This window comes from Exiguobacterium flavidum, assembly GCF_003344535.1.
GTDB lineage: Bacteria > Bacillota > Bacilli > Exiguobacteriales > Exiguobacteriaceae > Exiguobacterium_A > Exiguobacterium_A flavidum.
Genome location: NZ_QPKS01000014.1, coordinates 1 through 21,017 on the forward strand (window position 1 = coordinate 1; position 21,017 = coordinate 21,017).

Here is a 21,017-nt window from a genome sequence, read left to right on the forward strand (position 1 = left end):
CCGCGGCCGGACCGCACTCCCTGCGGCCGTGCCGGGTCTCGCCTGTCCCTGACTGAAGCGCTGATCGCGCTTCATCTTCCCGTCGGAGTCGAGCGGCGACTATGCCTGCCCTGTCTGAACAAAAAAATCCGACCGTCCCGATTTATTTCTCGGGACGGTCGGATTTTTCTATGCTCTGCCATCTCTTCCGAGACACTCTGCCGCGCACCTTTGGCGCGCATGAAAAAAGCCCTCATCCCTTGTACAATGGAGCTGCGAAACAACCATGAAAGGAATGAGGACCATGCGAGAGCAGACCGGAGCCGCCCTCTACCGTCACTATAATACGAACCGCCGTCAGAGCGCAATCACGCTCGACGAGTATGTACCAAAAGAGCATATGGCCCGGCTCGTCGACGCCGTCATCGAGGGGATGGACGCGGACCTTTTCCTCGCCCACTGCAAGACGATGGGCCGACCGCGCTATCACCCGAAAATGATGACGAAGGTCGTCGTCTACAGCTACGCCGTCGGCGTCTATTCCGGGCGACGGATGGAGCGCCTTCTCCACGAGCACCTCCCGATGATGTGGCTCGCCGCGCTCGAGAGCCCGGACGCGAACACGATCAACCGGTTCCGGACGGGACCGATGGCCGCGCTGCTCGGGGAGGTGTTCCGCGCCGTCCTCGGCCTCCTGATCGATCGTGGCGAGGTGAAGTTCGAGGACTACTTCGTCGACGGGACGAAGATCGAGTCCCGCGCGAACCGCTACACGTTCACCTGGAAACGAGGCGTCCAATCTCACCAGCGCAAGATGGAGGAGAAGTTCGACGGCTTGATGCGCCAGATCCTCGAGGAAGGCAACGAGAGCGTGGAGATGCCGGAGACGCTCGAGGAGAAACTCGGGCTCGGACGCGCACTGATCGGCGAGCGCCTCGCCGAGGCGCCGAAGGACCGGGAACTGAAGAAGGCCGCCAAGCAGGTCGACGGGTGGATCGAGCGGCAAGCGCGCTACGCCACGCAGCTCGCGACCTGTGGAGACGACCGGAACAGCTACAGCAAGACGGACCCCGACGCCACGTTCATGCGGATGAAGGATGATCATATGAGGAACGGCCAGCTCAAGCCCGCGTACAACGTCCAGATGGCGACCGAGAACCAGGTCGTCCTCTTCTACAGCGTCCATCAGCGTCCGACGGACGCCCGTTGCCTCGTCCCACACCTCGAGGGGATGGAACGTTTCTTCGCACCGCTCGGCCGACGGCCGAAACGGATCATCGCGGACGCCGGATACGGGTCCGAGGAGAACTTTCTCGCGCTGAATGAGCTAAGATATGATGCCCTCGTCAAGTACAACAACTATGCCAAGGAACAGAAACGGAGCTACGCGAAGGACGCGTTCGTGACGGAGAAATGGCCACACGACGAAACGACCGACACGCTGACCTGCCCTGCCGGCAAACTACTCCGACGCTCCGGAACCCGTCGCCAACAGACCGGTTCCGGGTTTGTCATCGAGCAAGCGGTGTACGTGTGCGACGAGTGTGTCGGCTGCCCGTTCCTCGATGACTGCATCCGCCATCGCCGTTCCGAGCGTTCCTTCGAGAAGCCCCGGAAGACGGTGCGCCGTTCCTCGAGATGGCTTCGGCTCAAACGCGCCATGAAGGAGAAGTTGGAATCCGGGACCGGGAGGGCCATCGCAGCAAGACGCAAGATCGAGGTCGAGCCCGTGTTCGGCTCGATCAAGTCCAATTGGGGCTTCCGGCGATTTCGGCTCCTTGGCCTCGAAGGGGCCTCTCTGGAGTTCGGACTGGCAGCCACCGCACATAACCTCCGGAAACTAGTTAATACAACCGTAGCGATGAGGTAAATCGATTGAAAAAGAGGCAAGGCAAGGAAAAAGACAGCGCGTTTTCGAGAAAAATCCTCGAAAACGCGCTGTCTTTCATTCATTAGAGAGAGGTGATCGTTCTACTTTTGAGTCACCCTCACCGGTTCTTAAACGAGCGGAGGGGATGATACCGGTCCTCCTCATCCCATAACGAACGAATCCAGCCCTGCGAACGCAGGAGCGGGACTTTTTCATGCCTTCCGTTCGAACCCTTGGGCGATCGCGACGATGACCTCGGTCGCCTTGACCATGTTGTCGACCGAGACGTACTCGAACTTGCCGTGGTAGTTCTCGCCGCCCGTGAAGATGTTCGGCGTCGGCAGTCCCATGTAGGACAGTTGCGAACCGTCCGTCCCGCCGCGGATCGGTTTGACGATCGGCGTGATGCCGAGCGACGTCATCGCCTCGTGCGCGACGTCGACGATCTCCATGTGCGGTTCGATCTTCTCACGCATGTTGTAGTACTGATCCTCGAGTTTAAGCGAGACGCTGCCTGCGCCGTACTTCTTGTTCCATTCGTCGACGAGGCTCGAGAGGAACTGCTTGCGCGCCTCGAACTTCGTCCGGTCGAAGTCACGGATGATGTAGTGGGCCGTCGTCGTCTCGACCGATCCGTCGAGGGAGATCAAATGATAGAACCCTTCGTAGCCTTCCGTGAACTCCGGTGCCTCTTTCGCGGGAAGGCGGTTATGGAATGCCATCGCGAGCTTCTGCGAGTTGACCATCTTGTCCTTCGCCGTGCCCGGGTGGACGTTCGTGCCATGGAAGACGATCTCGGCCGCCGCTGCGTTGAAGCTCTCATACTCGAGCTCACCGAGCGGACCGCCGTCGACCGTGTAGGCGTACTTCGCGTCGAACGCCTTGACGTCGAAGTGGTGCGGACCGCGCCCGATCTCCTCGTCCGGCGTGAAGGCGACGCGGATCCGACCGTGCTTGATTTCCGGATGTCCGATCAAGTACGCCATCGCCGTCATGATCTCGGCGATGCCGGCCTTGTTGTCGGCACCGAGCAGCGTCGTCCCGTCCGTCGTGATCAGCGTGTGGCCGACGTATTGCTTCAGCGACGGGAAGTCGTCCGGTGAGAGGATGACCGGCAGCTGGTCGTTCAGGACGATCGCTTCGCCGTCATACGCCTCGATGATCCGCGGGTTGACGTTCGTTCCCGTGAAATCAGTCGCCGTGTCGACGTGGGCGAGGAAGCCGATCGTCGGTACGTCCTTGTCCGTGTTCGACGGCAGCGTCGCCATCACGTAGCCATTGGCGTCGATCGTCACTTCCGTCATGCCGATCCGTTTCAGTTCCGCGAGCAGTTGGTTCGCGAGCTCGAGCTGGCCCGGCGTCGTCGGGACGGACGTGCTCGCGTAGCTCGACTGGGTATCGACCTTGACATATGTAGTCAGCCGATGGATGAGGTCTTGTTTCAAAGGGATGACATCCTTTCCGTATGAGAATAACTTCATGATATCACGGGAAAAGACAGACAGCCCGAAAATGATAAGATGGGGAAAAGGGGGAATCGAAATGAAGGCATTCGCAGTCGATACATACGGGGAACAGGCCCGTTTCATGGAGCAGGAGATCGAACCAGGACCGCTTGCGCCGGACGAGATCCGGATCAAGGTCGAAGCGTCGAGCATCAACCCGCTCGATACGAAGATGTTCACGGGCAAGGTCGCCGTCGCACCGGAAAACGGCGTGCTGCAAGGAGACGTCACGGGGACAGTCGTCGCAATCGGCACGGACGTGACGGCGTTCGAAGTGGGCGACGCGATCATCGCCTACGGCGGCGGACTCGGCAAGCGGGGCGGGGCGCTCGCGGAACAGATGGACGTCCCGGCCGTGCTCGCGATCAAGAAGCCGGACGCGCTCGCCTGGGAAGTCGCAGGGGCATTGCCGATCATCGGTCTGACGGCGATGGAAGCACTGAAGGAACGGGCCAAGGTCGAGCCCGGCATGCGCGTCTACGTCGCAGGCGGCACGGGTGGCGTCGGACACCTCGTCGTCCAGCTCGCGAAGCATTTCGGATGCGACGTCACGGCGAGCGCGTCGAGCGAGGAGAAGGCGGCCTGGCTCCAGAAGCGCGGCGTCCGCATCCATCTCTACAAACAGGAGACGGCAGAAGCGTTGCTAGAACGGCTCGGACATGACGGATTCGACGTCATCATCGACACGGTCGGCGGCGACCACCTGCAGGAATCGTTCAAGCTCGCACGGGATCGGGGACGCATCGTCTCGATCGCGACGCGGACGACGCAGGACTTGACGCCGATGCACAGCAAGGCGCTGGCGCTCGAGGCGATGTTCGTCGCCCTGCCGCTCTTAAAAGGTAAGCAGGAGGAGATGAAGACACAGAGCGACCATCTCCAGTCGGTCGCGAACTTGGCCGCGAACGGGACGATCGAGGTCGTGATCGAGAAGACGGTCGAGCGGACGATTGATTCGCTCCAAGCGGCGTACGAGGCGTTCGATAACGAGTCGCACTTCGGTAAGGTCGTCGTACGGTAAAAGACAGCCGCGTGTTCCCTAGGGGCACGCGGCTTTTGGCTGCTCATGTTTGTTCGTCGTACGTCAGGAACGGCTCGTACATCATGATCGCATGGTTCTCGGTGACGAATTCCTCGCCAATCTTGTCGCCGGCAAGGTTGAACACTTCCCGGTGGATCTCGTTATGGCGGAGACAGCCGCCCCACCATTCGCGCGTGAAGTGAGGATCTGCCTCGAAGATCCGGTACGTCCGCGTCGGCGGGAGCGAGGCGCGCCACTCGCCGATCAGATCGCTGTCGGTCAGATTGAGGTGGAGCTGGTAGGTCGTCTCCGTCTCGTTCTTGATCTGGAGGTCGAGATAGTTATACGCGCACGTCGCCCCGCTGCCGAACGGCTGGCTCCGGTTCGAGTCCGGGAAGACGTCGTAGCTGTGACGGTAGCGTTCCGTCACGGTCAGCGGCGTATGCAGTGTTATCCAGTAGAGCAGGTTCGACAGCTGGCAGAGTCCGCCGCCCGTCCCGGTCGTCACCTTGCCGTAGTGGAGGATCATCCCGTCGACGTATCCTTTGCGGCGCGTCGGATTGCCGATCAGGCGCCAGTAGGAGAACGTCTCGCCCGGCGCGAGCGTGATCTTGTCGAGCTGTTTCGTCGCGAGGCGCAAGTTGATGATCTTGTTGTGCTGCAACGCCATGTCGACGTCCTTGAGCTGGCGGAGCAACGGCGTCCGGTGCGCCTTGACGGGATAGGGCAACAGCGCTTCCTGCTTCGTCCGGGCGTACCGTTTGCCGTCGAAGCGCCAGGCGAGCGAGCGTTTCAGTTGATAGACGCGCGTCCCTGCCCAGATGCGGGCCTTGCTGCGCGTTTTCGGTCGCATATGGTCGATCGGATTCATGAAAGTCCTCCTGAAATCGTATGATGCCCCTTCTTTCGTCGATGAGGCATCATTTTCCTTCTTTTCCCATTCAGTACAGCGGCTTCAAGAAGCGGTGGGGCGGGAAAAGAAAAGCAGTGTAATAGGGAAAGGATGGATTGGTTTGGCTCATTCTCATCATCATGATCATGGACATGCCCACACGAAAAACAGGAAGGCGCTCGGTGCGGCGTTCATTTTGATCGCCCTCTTCATGGTCATCGAGGTCGCTGGCGGCATCTGGACGCACAGCCTCGCCTTGCTGTCGGACGCGGGACACATGCTGAGCGACGCGGCGGCGCTCGGGCTCAGCTTCCTCGCGCTCCTCTTCGGCGTCCGTCCGTCGAACCGCTCGAAGACGTTCGGCTACAAGCGGTTCGAGACGATCGCGGCGTTCGTCAACGGATTGACGCTGATCGTCATCGCCGTCTTCATCACTGTCGAGGCCTATCATCGGTTCGTCGACCCGCCGCGCATCTTGAGCAAGGGGATGCTGCTGATCGCCGTCATCGGTCTTGTCGTCAACATCATCGCGGCGCTCATCCTGAGGCGGGGAGACAAGGACACGAACCTGAACGTGCGCAGCGCCTTCTTGCATGTGCTCGGTGACCTGCTCGGGTCGGCCGGGGCGATCGTCGCGGCACTTTTGCTGATCGTATTCGGTTGGCAATACGCAGACCCGGTCGCGAGCATCGTCGTCGCGATGCTGATTGCCTTCAGCGGGGTCCGCGTGACGCGCGACGCTTTCCACATCCTGATGGAGGGCGCGCCGGAGCGGATCGACGGCGGACGAATCGAGGCGAGGATGCGTGAAGTGGACGGAGTCATCGACCTTCATGCCTTACGAATCTGGTCGCTCGCGAGCGACATGCCGTTGTTCAGCTGCCACCTCGTCATTCGGGAGGACGCGCAGGAACAGGTCGTGCTCAGCGAAGTCCGGCGCCTGCTGCACGACGAGTTCGGGATCGGGGACGCGACGATCCAGATCGAACGCGAATCAAGTGACTGCACGAAAACGGCCGCCCATCACTAGGCGGCCGTGCATCATTTCTTCTCGAAGACGACGGTCTTCTGACCGGCTTCAGGGAGGAGCGGATGGAGCGGGAAATCGGCAGGCGACTCGTACTTCGCGACGAGGATGCCTTTTTGGCGTGTCTTCTTGAACGCCGACTGGACCATCTGCGCAAGACGCTCGAGATCGAACAGCGGGCAGTCCGTCGCGACGACGAGACGTCCGCCGCGGTTCGTCAAATAGACGACCTGCTGCAACAGGGCAGGAAGGTCGATCTCGGCCCGGAATGTCCGGGTCCGTGTCTTGACGAGGCTCGGCGGCGTCAGGACGACGAGGTCGAACCGGGTCGCCTTATCCGCCTGCCCGATGTAGTCGAACGCGTCCTGCGTGACGAACTCGTGGTTCGCCTCGATGCCGTGATGTTTCAGCTGCTCGAGCGTCTTGTTGCGGCTGCGCGTCGCGAAGTCGACACTCGTCGCGCTGCTCGCTCCGCCAAGTAGCGCTTCGAGTGCGTACGTCCCGGTATCCGCGAACAGGCTGACCATCGTCTTGCCCTCCGCGTTCTCGCGGACGAAGCGACGTGCGTCGCGTTCAGCCAGGTTCAGTCCGGTCCGCATGCCTCCGTCGAGATCGTACAGCAACTCGACGCCGTTCTCAAGCAGTGCTTCCGGGAAGTCGCCCCGTTCGCCTGCGAGGAAGTCGTCGCCTTTGACCGGCTGTCCGTCGATCTGGAAAGCGCGCTTCTCGTAGATGCTCTTGAAGTGGATCAGCGACTCGAGTGCTGCAAGGATCTCCCTCTTGAAGCTGAAGAGGCCTTCGTTCTTGAACGTGATCATGTAGTGGTGGTCGTAGCAGTCGATCGTCAGCCCACCGATGCCGTCGCCTTCCCCGTTGAAGACGCGGAAGCCGTCGAGGTCGTCGTTCTCGAAGAAGTCGTCACGACGGTCGAGCGCCGTTTCGATTTTTCGTTTGAAGAAATCCGTGTCGATCTCTTCCGTCTCGTCTGTGGATAAGACCCAGCCGAGACCTTTTTCCTGTTGACCGTGGTGATAACCGGTTGCGATGTAGTCACCGGCCTCATCGCGGAGGTGGAGCAGGGCGCCCGCCTCTTTGACGTGGCGGCTGTCAGTCAACGCCTCTTTGAAGATGAACGGATAACCGTCGCGAAAGCGCGCAACTTGCGCGTCCTTGACGACGAGGGGATAGATTTCACGTAGCATGGGAAAACCTCGTTTCTAGTTGTGGATAACTTAGGGAATTATAGCATAGGAAGACTTATGCACATGTGGATAAGTCGAAATCCATCTTTCGAAGAGTCAGTTTCGCTCCTTTCGCTTGCTTTCCGCGGGCGAGAAGCGAGCCGCTTTTTTTTATAAATCAGAATAGCTCGCATGTTTGATCATTTTTGATTGGTATTGTATAATCGAATCTATGGAATCGACTTATGAAGGACGAGGAGGAACATGGATGAATTATCGGATACATTCGCATCGACACGGTCTGAATACGCTAGAAAACGATGTGGAGTTCAAAGAGGCTTGGGAGGAAGTACGATCCGCACTACATAATATTACCGATGAAATGATCATCGAGTATCATGAACAGCATTACATCACCTCGAATAAAAGTATCTCGAAGACGCTCACGGACATGATCACGAAGCAACTCCTCGAGATGAGATGGAAGAAGGGTGTCTACATATTCAAGGAAGAACGCTATCAAGATAAGACATGGCAGTTGGACTTCATGAAGGATAGCATCTCACTCGAGGTTGGCTTCAACCATGGAGGGACAATCGCATGGAACTTGATGAAGCCGGTACTCGCTGCCGAGTCGAACCAAGTGGGGAAAACTGTCCAGGCCAAGGTGGGCATCGTGATTTGTGCGACCAACGAGCTTCGGAATAAGGGTGGGTTCGATGGTGCGATTGGTACGTTCGAGAAATACGTGGACCATCTCAAGCCGCTCCATAATCAGTTGACCGTCCCTCTGGTGATCATCGGATTAGAGAAGCCGGAATCATTCTTCATCGAAGTCTACAAAGAAAGTCAATCGACCAAGCGAGGGAGAATACGCTACTACGAGAGATGAGCCGAGGTCATTCGCGGTCATGCTCGAGGATGGGAACATGATATAAAAACGTGGCGAGAAATTCGGAAATATTCGATCTTCCCAAGGCGTCCTGCTTTTGTTATAATGAGATCAATCGAAATTACGAAAGGGCGTTCGCTTTTATGGAACATATGAATAAATTGAACACGATTGAACTGTTCGCCGGTGTCGGCGGTTTTCGTGTCGGGCTCGAGAAGGCGAATCCTGAACTCTTCAAGGTCGTCTGGGGCAACCAGTGGGAACCATCGAAGAAGGCGCAAGACGCCTTCGACTGTTATGCGTCGAACTTCGACGAAGGGATCCATTCGAACGAGGATATCACGACCGTGACGGATGAGGCGTTCAAGAACTTGGATGCACAAATCGTCGTCGGCGGATTCCCGTGTCAGGACTACTCTGTCGCACGTAGCCTGTCTGGCGAGAAGGGAATCCAAGGGAAGAAAGGAGTCCTCTTCTGGGAAATCAAGCGAATCGTCGAGGCGACGGCACCGCGTTATGTGCTGCTCGAGAACGTCGACCGCCTCTTGAAGTCCCCTGCGAGCCAGCGCGGACGCGATTTCGCGGTCATGTTGGCGACGTTCCGCGACCTCGGATACACGGTCGAATGGCGTGTGATCAACGCCGCGGAATACGGTCAAGCCCAACGCCGCCGCCGAGTCTTCATCTTTGCTACTCGCAATGATACGGGGTTCGCGAAGGAACTTGAATCCTATGAATCGGATGACGTGTTGTTCGACAAAGGCTTCTTCGCTCCAGTCTTCCCGGTGAAGCGAGAGGTCATCAAGAATCGTCGGTTGCATGGCGTGTTGCCTGATGACATCGTCGAGATTTCGGATACGTTCTCAGCATCGTTCCATAACTCGGGATTCATGAAGGATGGGGAGTTCTTCTCCATCCATACGGAACCAGTCTTCGAGAAGGCGGTTCCACTCGCTGACATCCTCGAGCCGGAAGAGACGGTCGATGAGAAATACTACTTGTCCGAGGCGGCCGTCGAGAAGTTCAAGTTCCTTCGAGGTGCGAAGAAAATCGAGCGGACGTCAGCAGCGGGACACAAGTATATCTACTCCGAAGGCGGCATGTCGGAAATCGATGATTTGGACAAGCCAGGCCGGACGATGTTGACGAGCGAGGGGACGACGAATCGCAGCTCCCACGTCGTCGAGGTGAACGGACGTCGTCGCTTCCTGACGCCGGTCGAATGTGAGCGCCTGAACGGTTTCCCTGACAACTGGACGAACACGATGAGCGATCGCATGCGCTATTTCTGCATGGGGAACGCACTCGTCGTAGGATTGATCGAACGGATGGGCCAGCGGATCGAGCAGATTGAGAAGAAGCACACCGTTGAAGTCCCGAACCAAGAAAAATTCTTCCTTGAACAACCTTGAGGAAATCAGACGAGTCCTGCCGGATGACGGTAGGCTCGTTTTTGTTTGTCCGGTGCCACGAGACGGGAATGGTTTCTACTAGTAGGACATTCCCATGAAGGTGGTGGAAGCGATGGAAGCATCGAAGAACAAGACGCTCAGCCGTGTCCGAGGAAAGGACACGAAGATGGAAGTGAAGGTACGGCAAGAACTATGGCGGAGAGGTCTCCGTTACCGGAAGAACTATCGAAAGTTGCTCGGTACGCCGGACATCGCCTTTCCTGGCTTGCGGATGGTCGTCTTTCTCGACTCCTGCTTCTGGCATGGTTGTCCGGTCCACTATAAGGAACCGAAATCGAACGTCGAGTTCTGGCGCAACAAAATCAAGCGCAACCGTGAACGCGACAAGGAGCAGACGGAACACTACGTTTGCGAGAAGTGGACGATTCTTCGCTTTTGGGAGCACGAGGTCAATGACGACTTCGAGCGGGTGATTGCAGAAATCGTCAAGGTTCACGATGATTTGGCTGCACAGCGTGAGGCGCACAGTGACGTGCAGGAAGACTTGGAGGGAGAAGTCGACTTCAATGATTTGTGTGAATGACGGATTTCCTTTGTGGAGGCCCGTCATTTTTTTTGTGCGGTCTTCGCTAGACCATACGGTATCATAGACGGTAGAGAACATTTATCTTGGGGGCTGAATTCATGATTGATTTCGAAATGGCAGAACAGATCATCCAGCGCATCATCACGACGCGCGGATTCAACGAAGAACAATTGAAGACCTACATAGAAGATTCATACATGTGTCAAATTTACGGGGAGAAACCCGGTCTGGACGAGAAGGAGAGACTGCTGACGCGCCTTCTGCCGCTAGTAGTCGGGGAAGATAGCACCACTGCGGTCGTGGCCGAGGAGGAGGGGTGGTATGCGGAGTGGTTGGACGAAACTCCAGAACAATACTATTGGAATCGTTTGAAGGAGGAGACGCTCAGCAAGATGGAAGAGCGATACGAACGGGCGGAGGCCGCGGAAATCGTGAACAGCATCGATGCGGCGAGCACGAAGGTCGTCTCGTCGCTAGGGAACCCGAGAGCGTCTTCCTTCTCGAAAAAGGGACTCGTCCTAGGATACGTCCAGAGCGGGAAGACGGCGAACTTCACTGCGGTCACGGCCAAGGCGGTCGATGCGGGATATCGAATCATCATCGTCTTATCCGGCATGCATGACAATCTCCGGAATCAGACGCAACTCAGACTCGACGAGGAACTGACCGGAGTCGTCCCAGAGGGGCATCGAGGACGTGCCATCGGCCGTCCGACGGCCGACAAGCAGTGGATTCGTCTGACGAGTATGGACATGGACTTCAGTCGAAACGTGCCTCAACCCTTCGATGCGGAGGTCGAGCATGGACGTCCGCTCCTGATCGTCATCAAGAAGAACGTCAAGGTCATGCAGCACTTGATCAACTGGCTGAGCAAGGCGGATGAGAAGGTTCGCCATCGCCTGCCCTTACTCTTGATCGATGATGAGGCAGACCAGGCGTCGATTGACATCAATGCCAATAAGGAGGACGTGCAGGCCTCGCAGACGAACCAAGCCATCAAGGACTTGCTTGGATTGTTCGCGAACAAGCATGCCTACGTCGGATATACGGCGACGCCGTTCGCGAACGTCTTGATCGATTGCGACATGGAGGACGACCTATATCCGAGGGACTTCATCGTCTCGCTCAACAAACCGAAGGACTATATCGGTGCGGCGGAGACGTTCCGGAAACAGGATGACGCGATGCGGATGTTCCGAATCGTGCCGGAAGCCGATGCCGAGGTGTTCCGAGGTGATTCGAAACCGGCTAGGAAAAAGAAGCGGACTCCAGGCGTACGGAAACGGAGACAAAAGACGTTCAGCTTCCGCATGCGCGCGTCGCTCGAACGTGCTCTGATCGCTCACCTTCTTGCTTGTGGGATTCGCCAAGTGCGTGGGGACGGTGAGAAGGCGATGTCGATGCTGATCCACACGACGCACCTGACTTCAGGGCATAATCAGATGCTTCAAGTTGTGGAGAACCAAATCGCGAGATGGAGAGATACATTGGCTGAAGAAGGCGAGTTGTCAGATGCGTTCCTCGAGAAGGCGCAGACGGTCTGGCGAGAGGAGTTCAAGGAGACTGGTCCGTCCTATGCGGAGGTAGTGGCCGAAGTCCGGTCCTTGTTGCCGGAAGTGAAGGTCCTCGTCCTCAACTCGAAGAGCGAGGATCAGCTCGACTACCTGAGCAACCCTGGACTCAAGGTCATCGCGATTGGCGGGAATACGCTGTCGCGCGGCCTGACGCTCGAAGGATTGATGACGAGCTACTTCGTCCGGACATCCAAGGCATACGACACTCTTCTTCAGATGGGCCGTTGGTTCGGCTATCGGATGGGATATGCGGACTTGACGCGCGTCTATACGACCGAGGAACTGGTCGAGTTCTTCCAAGAACTCGCACTCGTCGAGGAAGAGATGCGTCATCAAATCGAGGCGATGGAGGACGAGGGGATGAAGCCGATCGACGTGGCGATCCAAATCCGTGCGCACAAGACGATGAAGGTCACATCCGCAGCGAAGTTCGGAAAAGGGGAGCAGGTCTCGGATTCCTTCGCGGCACGCGTCGTCCCGTTCGTCCATTACCCGATTGGTAGACCCGATGCCCTGGAGTCGAACTTGCAGGCGACGGAACGGATGGTCAGCGGAATCGGAACGGATGCCTTCGAACGCAAGAGTTCGGTCCTCCTGACGAACAATGTTCCGAGTCGAGAAGTCTTGAAGCTCCTCAAGGACTTCGAGTTGGGAGCGGCTTCGGATTCACTCAGAAAATCGATGCTCGAGTACATCAAGAACGTCCGTCAGCAGAATCCGGACGAGCTGGCTGAATGGAACGTCTCGTTCGTGACGGTAGGGGAGAGTGGCAGACAAGGACAGCCGACGCTGAAGGTTGGAGGACTCGAAATCACGCCATCTATCCGGTCCCGGGAGCGAGGTACTGAAAAAATCCTGTCCCTGACTGCACCACAGGACTTACTCGCTGACCTCGTAGAACGGGAGGAAGCACGGAAACTGACGGCAGGACGCCATTTCGAGATGCGGAAGAAACCACATCTCGTCATCTATCACCTGTGGAAAGATTCGGAGCCAGCCAAGAAGACGGCACATGGGGCAGCGCTCTTCTTAGAGGGCGAACGACGAGTCGATGTCGCGGCTTTCGCCGTCGTCTTCCCTTACACCGAGACGGCATACAGTCAGGATTATGTCGCCCAGCTGATCGGGAATCCGAACTTCGAACCTGAAATGGAGGAAGAATGATGGAACGAAAAGTGGAATATGATGTGACGAGTCCAGAAGCGATCGAGCAGTACGCACAAGGTCTCGTAGGGAAGAGCTTTCGTGAGGTCATGCCTGAGGCGGTGGAGAACGTCGCCTCGAAGGGCAACCTCGGTACATTGCTCGAAGAACATTATTTCGGGTACAGTCCAAACTCGAACGCCGCGCCGGACTTCCCGGAGGCCGGAGTAGAGCTGAAGGTGACGCCGTACAAGAAATTGAAACGAGGTAAGAGATATTCAGCGAAGGAACGCCTCGTCCTGAACGTGATCAACTACGAGGAAGTCGTGAAGGAGACGTTCGATACGAGCAGCTTTTATCACAAGAACCAGTTGATTCTCTTAGTCAACTATCTGTGGCAGGAAGGGCTTGAACGACTGGATTATCCGATCACCCACGCTCAATTGTTCCAGTTCCCGGAAGAGGATTTGAAAATCATCAAGGATGACTGGAACGTCATCGTGGATAAGGTGAAGGCCGGGCAGGCACATCTCCTATCGGAGGGAGACACGAACTATCTTGGGGCCTGCACGAAAGGAGCGAACCGTTATAGTCTGCGTGAACAACCCTATTCGGATGAGCTGGCGATGCAGCGCGCCTTCTCTTTGAAAGGGTCCTATATGACGGCCGTCTTGAACGAGTACATATTGAACGACATCAAGACATACCGGAAGCTCGTTCCCGCGTTGCACGAGCAGACGCTCGACCAGTGGATTCTCGAGAAGATGAATGCCTTTCATGGTATTTCGACGACGGAGCTGGCGCGAATGTTCGAGCTGGACTCGAAGGCGAAGTCGAGATACGCGCTACTCGCCTCTCGCATGTTGAACGGTTCGTTCGACAATGCGGAGAAATCCGACGAGTTCCAGAAGGCGAAAATCAAGCTGAAGACGATTCGCGTCGGAAAGAACGGGAAATTGAAGCAAGAGATGTCCTTCCCGGCTTTCAAGTACACGGAAATCGTAGAAGAGACGTGGGAAGAATCCGAGCTTCGTGAGATGTTCGAGACGACACGCTATCTAATCGTCGCGTTCCGTGAGAATGAGCATGAGGAGTTCGTCTTCGACAAGGCGGTCCTTTGGAACATGCCGATTCAGGATCTTGATACGCAGGTCAGGGCGGTATGGGAGGAGACCGTCCTCCGCATACGGGAAGGGCGAGCGGATCAACTCCCTAAGAAGTCGGAATCGAACGTCTGTCACGTTCGTCCACACGGAAGGAATAAGGCCGACGTCTATCCGACTCCTCAAGGCGGTTATGAGACGAAGAAGTGTTTTTGGCTGAACAAGGAGTATCTGCTCGACGTTATCGAAGCGTAATGAAACAGGAAAAGGGGTGTCGCGCATTGCGATACCCCTTTTTGGTCATTGCCAGATGATGAATCCTACTCATGATACTTTCTGAGTTCCGGATTCTTCATCGTTGTTTCTTGGATCATCTCTTGCACGTCGTGGTCGAACTTGAGCAATCTGAATCCATTCAATCCGAACCAGATCGGCACCATGACGAGTCCGCCGACCCCCATCCCGAGCAGGACGAGCAGGCTGTATTCACCCATGTTGCCGAGGACGATCAGCCAGAACGACAGGGCGGCGATGATGCCCGTCAATCGATAGAACGTCTGCTTCCGGTCGCTCCGGCAAGCCATCCAGCTGACGGTCAGGATCCATGTGCCGATCAGGAAGAAGTCGAGCCATCCCTTCGGACTGAGCTCGATGATGCCGGCCCAGGCGAGGTCGATCGACTGCTGGGTCTGGCCGGGTTCTTTCGCCTGATGCAGCATCTCGTAGTCGAGACCGATCTGACGGAAGTTGTTCGTCGCGAGCAAGGCGAAACCGATCAGCCCCATGAACTTCGCATAGGTGAACCACTCGTTCGACTCGTGCTCCTCCATCATCCGGGAGACGGCGAGAACGACCATCACGCCGAGGATGCCGGTGAGGCCGAGCAGGTAGTGCATGCCGATCGTCGCATAGATGTACGTCATATGGTCGATCAGAGAGCCGGGACCGGGCGACGTGAGCAGGATGGTCAGGACGGACAGGAAGAAGAACATCCCGACCGCGAAAGCGGCATATGCGCCAATGCGTGTGCGTTTCATGAAAGATCCTCCGCGGGGTTCAAGGTCAAGGTATGGGACAGGAGCGTCCGGAACGCATCGAACTGCTTGCGCAGCTCGATGCGTCCCGGTCCGAGTTGAAGACGATTGACGTAGATTCCGTCACAGAACGTGATGACCATCCGGGCGATGGATTCCGTCGCGAGTCCCGGTGGAAGCTCACCGGAAGCGATGCCGCGCTCGAGGATCGAGGCGACGGCGTCGACGGCCTTCTCGATGCGCAGGTACAATCCCGGTACGTGACGTTTCGAGCGCCAGCCGGTAGTGAAGTAATATTCATACAGTGCCGGGACGAGCGGGTCGTGCTGCTCCTCGATTGCCGTAGCGACCGCATCGAGCAGGAACTCGAGCGCTTCCCTACTCGTCCGTCCGGCACAGAGCGCATCGACGTCGAGCGCGTCCGCCTTGTCGCGTTCCTCGAGGAGCGACAGGAAGATGTCCTCCGTGTTCTCGAAATAGGTATAGATGCCGCCGCGGCTGACGCCGGAACGCTCGATGATGTCCTGGACGGTCGTCGCATTGTAGCCTTTCTCGATGAACACGTCGGTCGCTGCCGTGAGGATGAGGCGCCGCCGCTCCTTGCGCCGTGCTTCTGAGATGATCGGTGTCATATGTAAGTGCTCCTAAAAAGTCATTGTTGACCTTAATGATAGGATGTTGTCGGAAGAGGGTCAACGAAAAAATAAAATGACAAAATTTATAATTTGTCATTTTTGGGTGAAGGTCGTATACTCGAATCAATCAGGAACATTCGAGGAGGAACTCACATGGAAAAACGATCATTAGCAGGGAAACAGGAACTCGGTGCCATCGGACTCGGCGCGATGGGGATGTCGGATCTGTACGGTACGGCAGACCGGGCGGAAAGCATCAAGACGATCCATGCCGCGCTCGACGCCGGCATCAACATCATCGACACGGGCGACTTCTATGGGTCAGGCGCGAATGAACTCTTGATCGGCGAAGCGGTCCGCGATCGCCGCGACGACGCATTCATCGCCGTCAAGTTCGGAGCGCTCCGTTCACCGGACGGCGGCTGGGTCGGCATCGACACGCGTCCGGCCGCGCTCAAGAACTTCCTTGCGATGACGCTGAAGCGGCTCGGGGTCGATCACATTGACCTCTACCAGCCGGCTCGGATCGATCCGAACGTCCCGATCGAGGAGACGGTCGGTGCCATCCAGGAGATGGTTCAGGCAGGGTACGTCCGCCACATCGGATTGTCCGAGGCAGGGAGCGAGACGATCCGCCGGGCACACGCGACGGCACCGATCAGTGCCGTCCAGACGGAGTATTCGCTGTTCAGCCGCACGGTCGAGGATGACATCCTGCCGACGCTCCGCGAACTGGGGATCTCCTTGTCCGCCTACGGCGTCCTGTCGCGCGGATTACTCAGCGGGAAATGGACGGCCGAGCGGACGCTTGCTCCGGGTGACTTCCGGGGAAGAGCGCCACGCTTCACAGGTGACGCGCTGCAACATAATTTGAAGCTCGTCGAGGGCCTGAAGGCGTTTGCGGGCGAGAAGGGGGTCTCCGTCGCATCACTCGCCTTGAAGTGGGTGCTTGCGCAGGGCGACGACATCTTCCCGTTGTTCGGGGCGCGCCGGACGGACCAGCTGGCGGACGCGTTCGCGAGCATGACGTTCGATCTGACACAGGACGATTTGAAGAAGATCGAGGCCCTCATCCCGAGGGATGCCGTCAGCGGCACGCGTTACGCGTCGTACGAGATGGGGATGCTCGACAGCGAGCGCGGCCGATGATCCTGACACGGGAGCGCATCATCGAGACGACGATCGAGGTGTTGCGCAAGTATGGCCCGCAAAAGACGTCGGTGACGGACGTCGCGAAGGTGCTCGGCGTCAGTCACGGGACGATCTACCGCCACTTCGAGAACAAGGCGGCGCTCAAGGAGGCGGTCCTCGGCATCTGGCTGAAGGAGCATGCCCGGAATCTCGAACGTACCCCGTTCGACGCTTCGGCGGGACGCGCAGGCGTCGAAGGCTGGATCAAGCGGCTCGTCATGCTCAAGCACGATCTGTACCATGCGGATCCGGAACTGTTCGATATGTACACGGAGCTGACGGCTGAAGCGGCCGAGGCGGTCGAGGACCATCTCGCTGAACTGGTCACGCAGCTCGAGACGCGCATCGCGTTGGCGCAACGTACTGGTTCCGTCACGACCGCGATGAGCGCGCGGGAAATCGCGGAAGGTCTGTTCTACGGGACGGCCCGCTTCCATCATCCGACGCTGTCGTTCGAGTGGCGCAGTGACACGATCCACGACCAGTTCGAGGTCGTGACGCAATTGTTGTTCCGAGCGCTCGAACCATAATAAAGCACGGTCCGCGGACCGTGCTTTTCTCATGCCTCGATTTCGACCGTCGCCTCGAGCGCGATCTCGACGTTGCCCTGCAGCGCCCGTGTGATCATGCAGGACGACTCCGCCTTCTCGGCGAGGCGATGTGCCTTGCGAAGGTCCGCGTCGGAAGAACCTTTCGCGAGCAGGAGCGTCGGACGATGCGTGATCTTCTCGTAGGTGAAGACACCGTCCGTCACGTCGACCGTCCCGACCGACTCGAGCGTCAGTGACGTCTTCTCGATCTGGTTGCGTTCGAGCATCGCGGCGAGCGTGATGATATAGCACGTCGCGGCCGCCCCGAGCAGCATCTCGTCCGGGTTCGTGCCGATGCCCGGTCCGTCCATCTCGCGCGGAATCGAGATGCGCGTCTTCAGCTCACCCGACTCGATGTCCCCGACGTCGTTGCGCAGCCCGGGCCAGTCGGCTTTCAAATGGAATTCATGTTTCAACAAAAGCACCCCCTCTGCTTTCCATCATAGCGCGAGCGGGAGGCAGGGAGGTGCGATTTTGCTCAAGTTCAGATGACGTCGAGCGGTTCCTTGCCGGAAGGCGGCGGGAAGGCCGCGTCGAGCGCCGCGAGGTCCTCGTCCGTCAGGTGGATCAGGATCGACTCGCCGTTCTCCTCGACGTGCGCCGCTTGACCCGCCTTCGGGATTGCGATGACGTCACCGCTCCGGACGTTCCAGGCGAGCAGGAGCTGAGCAGGGGTGACGCCGTATTCCTCAGAAATCCGTTTGACGGTCGCATCGTTGAACAGCTTGTCGCGGACGTCGCTGCCTTCTGCGAGCGGCGAGTAGGCCATGACCGGGATGCCGTTCTCCTTCAAGTACGGCATCAGCTCGTACTCGATGCCGCGTGAGCCGAGGTGGTAGAGCACCTGATTGACGGCGCAGTGTTTGCCGCCGGGCAGTGCTAGCAGTTCCTTCATGTCGTCGACGTCGAAGTTCGAGACGCCCCAGCGGCGGATTTTGCCGTCCGCCTTCAGCTGCTCGAGTCCTTCGACGGTCTCCGCGAGCGGGACGCTGCCGCGCCAGTGGAGCAGGTACAGGTCGAGGTAATCCGTCCCGAGCCGCTTGAGCGACGCGTCGCATGCCGCGATGAGCTTGTCGCCGCCCGCGTTATGCGGATAGACCTTCGAGACGAGGAAGACGTCCTCGCGACGGTCCTTGATCGCCTCGCCGACGAGTTCCTCGGCCAGCCCCTCGCCGTACATCTCCGCCGTGTCGATCAGGTGCATGCCGCAGTCGAGACCTGTCCGTAACGCCTCGATCTCTGCGTCATGCTTCGATTCATCCTCACCCATCCGCCATGTCCCTTGTCCGAGTACGCGGACGTGCGTGTCGTCATGCAGGACGACCGTGTTCTGTTTCAGTGCCGCGAGAATCAATGTATGCCGTGTATCGTTCATAAGTGTTCCTCTCCTTTCCAGATGTCGATCAATGGTCCGTTCACGCCGAGGACGGGATTGGTCGCCGGTTTTTTGACGGTCTCGATTCGCCGTACGTTGTCCGGCCGCTCATTTGACTCCCCGGTCAGCGTGTCGTAGTCGCTTCCCCCAGGATAGGCGCCGACGACCGCGAAATCCCGGCTCGCCTCCAGGCGCCGGTGTCCCGTCCCAGCAGGCAGGACGAGCACGTCACCCGCTGCGATGTCGAACGTCTTGCCGTCCGGTCCGCCAAGCAGGACCGTTGCCTGACCGCTCTTTACGCCTAGTACCTCGTGGGTCGTGCTGTGATAATGATGGAAGTCGAAGATGCCGTCGACCCAGCTGTTGCCCCAGCCGTTCGCCTCGAACGTCGCTTGGATGGCGTCCGGGTTCGTGAATACCCCATGGTAGAGCAGGACTGGGAAGCGTCGGTTGTTCGGGATCGTCCCGTCATCTTCGAAGAAGTGCTGTTCCGTCTGCATAAGCCGCCTCCTTTGCTTCTCTCTGAAAACAGTACCCGACTTCAGAAGGGATTAATCGGGCAGCGGAACGGGAAGTCGGATAGTGGAAGAAAGGGGGAATGAGGATGGCATTCCGGTTCGAGGACCTGACACCGCGAACGCGGCTGTATATGGAGCAGGAGCTCGACTTCGACTTGCGCCAGGTCAACCACTTCGTCAGTCCGCGCCTGACGAACGACGGCAAGGTCCAGTTCCACCGCCTGCTGCGGGAAGCGATGAGAAGTGGCGACGAGCAGACGCTCGCTGCTTCGCTCGAAGGTTTTTTCGAGACGTATGAGGCGAGGCGGACGACGAGCGGCGTCCAGCTCGTCAAGGTGCCGAAGAACGCAGGGGAGAGCTTGGCCGAGGCCGAGTTCAACCGGTATTATATCCGCGCGCTCTGCCTGCAGGCAGGGGAAACGGAAGAGACGCTCCGGGTGTACCGGGCGAAGGAAGTGGCGAGTCCACGCGCCGCCTCCGAGGAGAAGATCGGCCAGAAGGTCAATCCGTACCGCCTGCTGCAGGATCTGCGGGTGTCGACCTCGTTCGACTCCGCGCTCGGCTTGCCGGCAGGGGCGAACTCAGGACTCAGCGTCCGGATCGAAAACACATGACGAGAGGGGAAAAAATCATGAAAGGTCCAATCATTCCATATTTGACGTTCAACGGAAATGCACGCGAGGCGATGGAGTTCTACGCGCGAACCTTCAAGCTGAAGATCGAGCAGGTGCAGACGTACGGCGAGACGGACTATTCACCGTCGCCGGAAGCGGATCATCTCGTGCTGCACGGACACTTGAAGGACGGGGAACGCCGTCTCATGTTCTCCGACACGACACCGGATCGTCCGGTCGAGAAGGGTTCGAACGTCTCGCTCGCGTTCACGTTCGAGTCGGAGGACGAGATCCGTCAGGTGTACGACGCGCTGCGTGACGGCGGCGACGTCCGGATGGAACTGCAGGACACGTTCTGGAACTCGATCTATGGCAAGGTGGAGGACAAGTTCGGCATCATCTGGGACCTCGACTGCCCAAAGAGTGAGTGAGTTCATGGATAAGACGGCAACACCCCGGAGAACGTATCTCCGGGGTGTTGCTTGTGTGCGTGCAGGATGGATCAGCACTGGCAGATCATCAGGTGATTGCCGTCCGGATCCTTGAAGTTGAACCACTGACCGTGCTCGATCCCTGTCGTCAGCTCGACCCGTTTCGACTGCATGTAGGCATAGGCCTGCTCGATGTCCTGCGTGTCGAGATGGAACGGCGGCACGTCGAACACGCGCTCCTCGGAAAAAATCTTGCTGTCGAGGACGATCCGCGTCCCGTCCATCGGGATGACGTGCAGGTGACCGAACAAAATCTCACCGCCCGCCGGCAGTCCGAGCAGGTCGGCGTACCAATCCCGCGCCAGTTCGATGTCCTTGACCGGTACGAATACGGTACCGATCCGGTTCAATATCGGATTCATGTGTTTCCCTCCTTTAGTCGTT

General features: G+C 58.0%; 21 protein-coding genes. 12 read left to right on the forward strand and 9 right to left on the reverse strand.

The genetic code is table 11. The features are described 5' to 3' along the window. Positions 1-283: 283 nt before the first annotated feature. Complete coding sequence (locus tag DFG60_RS12265) at positions 284-1,849, forward strand: IS1182 family transposase (RefSeq protein ID WP_157964450.1); 1,566 nt, start codon at positions 284-286, stop codon at positions 1,847-1,849. A 212-nt stretch (positions 1,850-2,061) separates the two neighbouring features. Here DFG60_RS12265 and pepT read toward each other — a convergent pair whose 3' ends face one another. After that, complete coding sequence (gene pepT / locus DFG60_RS12270) at positions 2,062-3,294, reverse strand: peptidase T (RefSeq protein WP_114572071.1); 1,233 nt, start codon at positions 3,292-3,294, stop codon at positions 2,062-2,064. Between the two features lie 97 nt (positions 3,295-3,391). On the opposite strand from pepT, the gene DFG60_RS12275 reads away from it, so the two are divergent. Further along, positions 3,392-4,375 carry a zinc-binding dehydrogenase gene (locus DFG60_RS12275; RefSeq protein WP_114572072.1) on the forward strand — a complete coding sequence of 328 codons (984 nt, stop codon included), beginning with the start codon at positions 3,392-3,394 and terminating at the stop codon, positions 4,373-4,375. Between the two features lie 43 nt (positions 4,376-4,418). Here the strand turns inward: DFG60_RS12275 and DFG60_RS12280 are convergent, their stop codons facing one another. Next, positions 4,419-5,246 (reverse strand): VanW family protein, encoded by an 828-nt coding sequence (locus DFG60_RS12280; RefSeq protein WP_114572073.1) that lies wholly within the window; start codon positions 5,244-5,246, stop codon positions 4,419-4,421. A 142-nt stretch (positions 5,247-5,388) separates the two neighbouring features. Between DFG60_RS12280 and DFG60_RS12285 the strand changes: the two genes are divergently transcribed. Beyond that, the gene (locus tag DFG60_RS12285) at positions 5,389-6,297 is read left to right on the forward strand and encodes a cation diffusion facilitator family transporter (RefSeq protein ID WP_114572074.1); all 909 of its coding nucleotides are present in this window, start codon (positions 5,389-5,391) and stop codon (positions 6,295-6,297) included. An 11-nt stretch (positions 6,298-6,308) separates the two neighbouring features. Here DFG60_RS12285 and DFG60_RS12290 read toward each other — a convergent pair whose 3' ends face one another. After that, positions 6,309-7,496, reverse strand: a complete 1,188-nt coding sequence (locus tag DFG60_RS12290; protein WP_114572075.1) for a class I SAM-dependent rRNA methyltransferase — start codon at positions 7,494-7,496, stop codon at positions 6,309-6,311. Positions 7,497-7,743: 247 nt separating this feature from the next. On the opposite strand from DFG60_RS12290, the gene DFG60_RS12295 reads away from it, so the two are divergent. The 5 genes from DFG60_RS12295 to DFG60_RS12315 all read left to right on the forward strand — a co-directional run bounded on the left by DFG60_RS12295 (position 7,744) and on the right by DFG60_RS12315 (position 14,440). Further along, entirely contained in the window at positions 7,744-8,367 is a 624-nt protein-coding gene (locus DFG60_RS12295; RefSeq protein ID WP_114572076.1) for a BglII/BstYI family type II restriction endonuclease, read from the forward strand. A 143-nt stretch (positions 8,368-8,510) separates the two neighbouring features. Further along, positions 8,511-9,779: a DNA (cytosine-5-)-methyltransferase gene (gene dcm, locus DFG60_RS12300; protein ID WP_114572077.1), complete on the forward strand. Its 1,269-nt coding sequence runs from the start codon at positions 8,511-8,513 to the stop codon at positions 9,777-9,779. A 112-nt stretch (positions 9,780-9,891) separates the two neighbouring features. After that, on the forward strand, positions 9,892-10,362 hold the full coding sequence (locus tag DFG60_RS12305; RefSeq protein ID WP_232818711.1) for a very short patch repair endonuclease: 471 nt from the start codon (positions 9,892-9,894) through the stop codon (positions 10,360-10,362). A 101-nt stretch (positions 10,363-10,463) separates the two neighbouring features. Further along, complete coding sequence (locus DFG60_RS12310) at positions 10,464-13,103, forward strand: Z1 domain-containing protein (RefSeq protein ID WP_114572079.1); 2,640 nt, start codon at positions 10,464-10,466, stop codon at positions 13,101-13,103. Continuing rightward, positions 13,103-14,440 (forward strand): Sau3AI family type II restriction endonuclease, encoded by a 1,338-nt coding sequence (locus DFG60_RS12315; RefSeq protein ID WP_198661597.1) that lies wholly within the window; start codon positions 13,103-13,105, stop codon positions 14,438-14,440. The genes DFG60_RS12310 and DFG60_RS12315 overlap by 1 nt, the downstream gene beginning before the upstream one ends. A 65-nt stretch (positions 14,441-14,505) precedes the next feature. On the opposite strand, the gene DFG60_RS12320 is transcribed toward DFG60_RS12315, so the two are convergent. Both DFG60_RS12320 and DFG60_RS12325 read right to left on the reverse strand, forming a co-directional pair. Further along, positions 14,506-15,222 carry a hypothetical protein gene (locus DFG60_RS12320; RefSeq protein WP_114572081.1) on the reverse strand — a complete coding sequence of 239 codons (717 nt, stop codon included), beginning with the start codon at positions 15,220-15,222 and terminating at the stop codon, positions 14,506-14,508. Next, complete coding sequence (locus tag DFG60_RS12325; protein WP_114572082.1) at positions 15,219-15,851, reverse strand: TetR/AcrR family transcriptional regulator; 633 nt, start codon at positions 15,849-15,851, stop codon at positions 15,219-15,221. The genes DFG60_RS12320 and DFG60_RS12325 overlap by 4 nt, the downstream gene beginning before the upstream one ends. A gap of 156 nt (positions 15,852-16,007) precedes the next feature. Between DFG60_RS12325 and DFG60_RS12330 the strand changes: the two genes are divergently transcribed. Both DFG60_RS12330 and DFG60_RS12335 read left to right on the forward strand, forming a co-directional pair. Next, positions 16,008-17,003 (forward strand): aldo/keto reductase, encoded by a 996-nt coding sequence (locus DFG60_RS12330; RefSeq protein WP_114572083.1) that lies wholly within the window; start codon positions 16,008-16,010, stop codon positions 17,001-17,003. Beyond that, positions 17,000-17,575 carry a TetR/AcrR family transcriptional regulator gene (locus DFG60_RS12335; RefSeq protein ID WP_114572084.1) on the forward strand — a complete coding sequence of 192 codons (576 nt, stop codon included), beginning with the start codon at positions 17,000-17,002 and terminating at the stop codon, positions 17,573-17,575. The genes DFG60_RS12330 and DFG60_RS12335 overlap by 4 nt, the downstream gene beginning before the upstream one ends. Before the next feature lie 29 nt (positions 17,576-17,604). On the opposite strand, the gene DFG60_RS12340 is transcribed toward DFG60_RS12335, so the two are convergent. The 3 genes from DFG60_RS12340 to DFG60_RS12350 all read right to left on the reverse strand — a co-directional run bounded on the left by DFG60_RS12340 (position 17,605) and on the right by DFG60_RS12350 (position 19,510). Beyond that, entirely contained in the window at positions 17,605-18,054 is a 450-nt protein-coding gene (locus DFG60_RS12340; RefSeq protein ID WP_114572085.1) for an OsmC family protein, read from the reverse strand. A gap of 65 nt (positions 18,055-18,119) precedes the next feature. After that, entirely contained in the window at positions 18,120-19,010 is an 891-nt protein-coding gene (locus DFG60_RS12345) for an aldo/keto reductase (RefSeq protein WP_114572086.1), read from the reverse strand. Continuing rightward, entirely contained in the window at positions 19,007-19,510 is a 504-nt protein-coding gene (locus DFG60_RS12350; protein WP_114572087.1) for a hypothetical protein, read from the reverse strand. Before DFG60_RS12350 ends, DFG60_RS12345 begins: the two co-directional genes overlap by 4 nt. Before the next feature lie 104 nt (positions 19,511-19,614). On the opposite strand from DFG60_RS12350, the gene DFG60_RS12355 reads away from it, so the two are divergent. Then, complete coding sequence (locus tag DFG60_RS12355) at positions 19,615-20,142, forward strand: hypothetical protein (RefSeq protein WP_114572088.1); 528 nt, start codon at positions 19,615-19,617, stop codon at positions 20,140-20,142. A 17-nt stretch (positions 20,143-20,159) separates the two neighbouring features. Beyond that, complete coding sequence (locus DFG60_RS12360; protein ID WP_114572089.1) at positions 20,160-20,573, forward strand: VOC family protein; 414 nt, start codon at positions 20,160-20,162, stop codon at positions 20,571-20,573. Between the two features lie 71 nt (positions 20,574-20,644). Here DFG60_RS12360 and DFG60_RS12365 read toward each other — a convergent pair whose 3' ends face one another. Beyond that, complete coding sequence (locus DFG60_RS12365) at positions 20,645-20,995, reverse strand: VOC family protein (RefSeq protein WP_114572090.1); 351 nt, start codon at positions 20,993-20,995, stop codon at positions 20,645-20,647. Between the last annotated feature and the right edge of the window lie 22 nt (positions 20,996-21,017).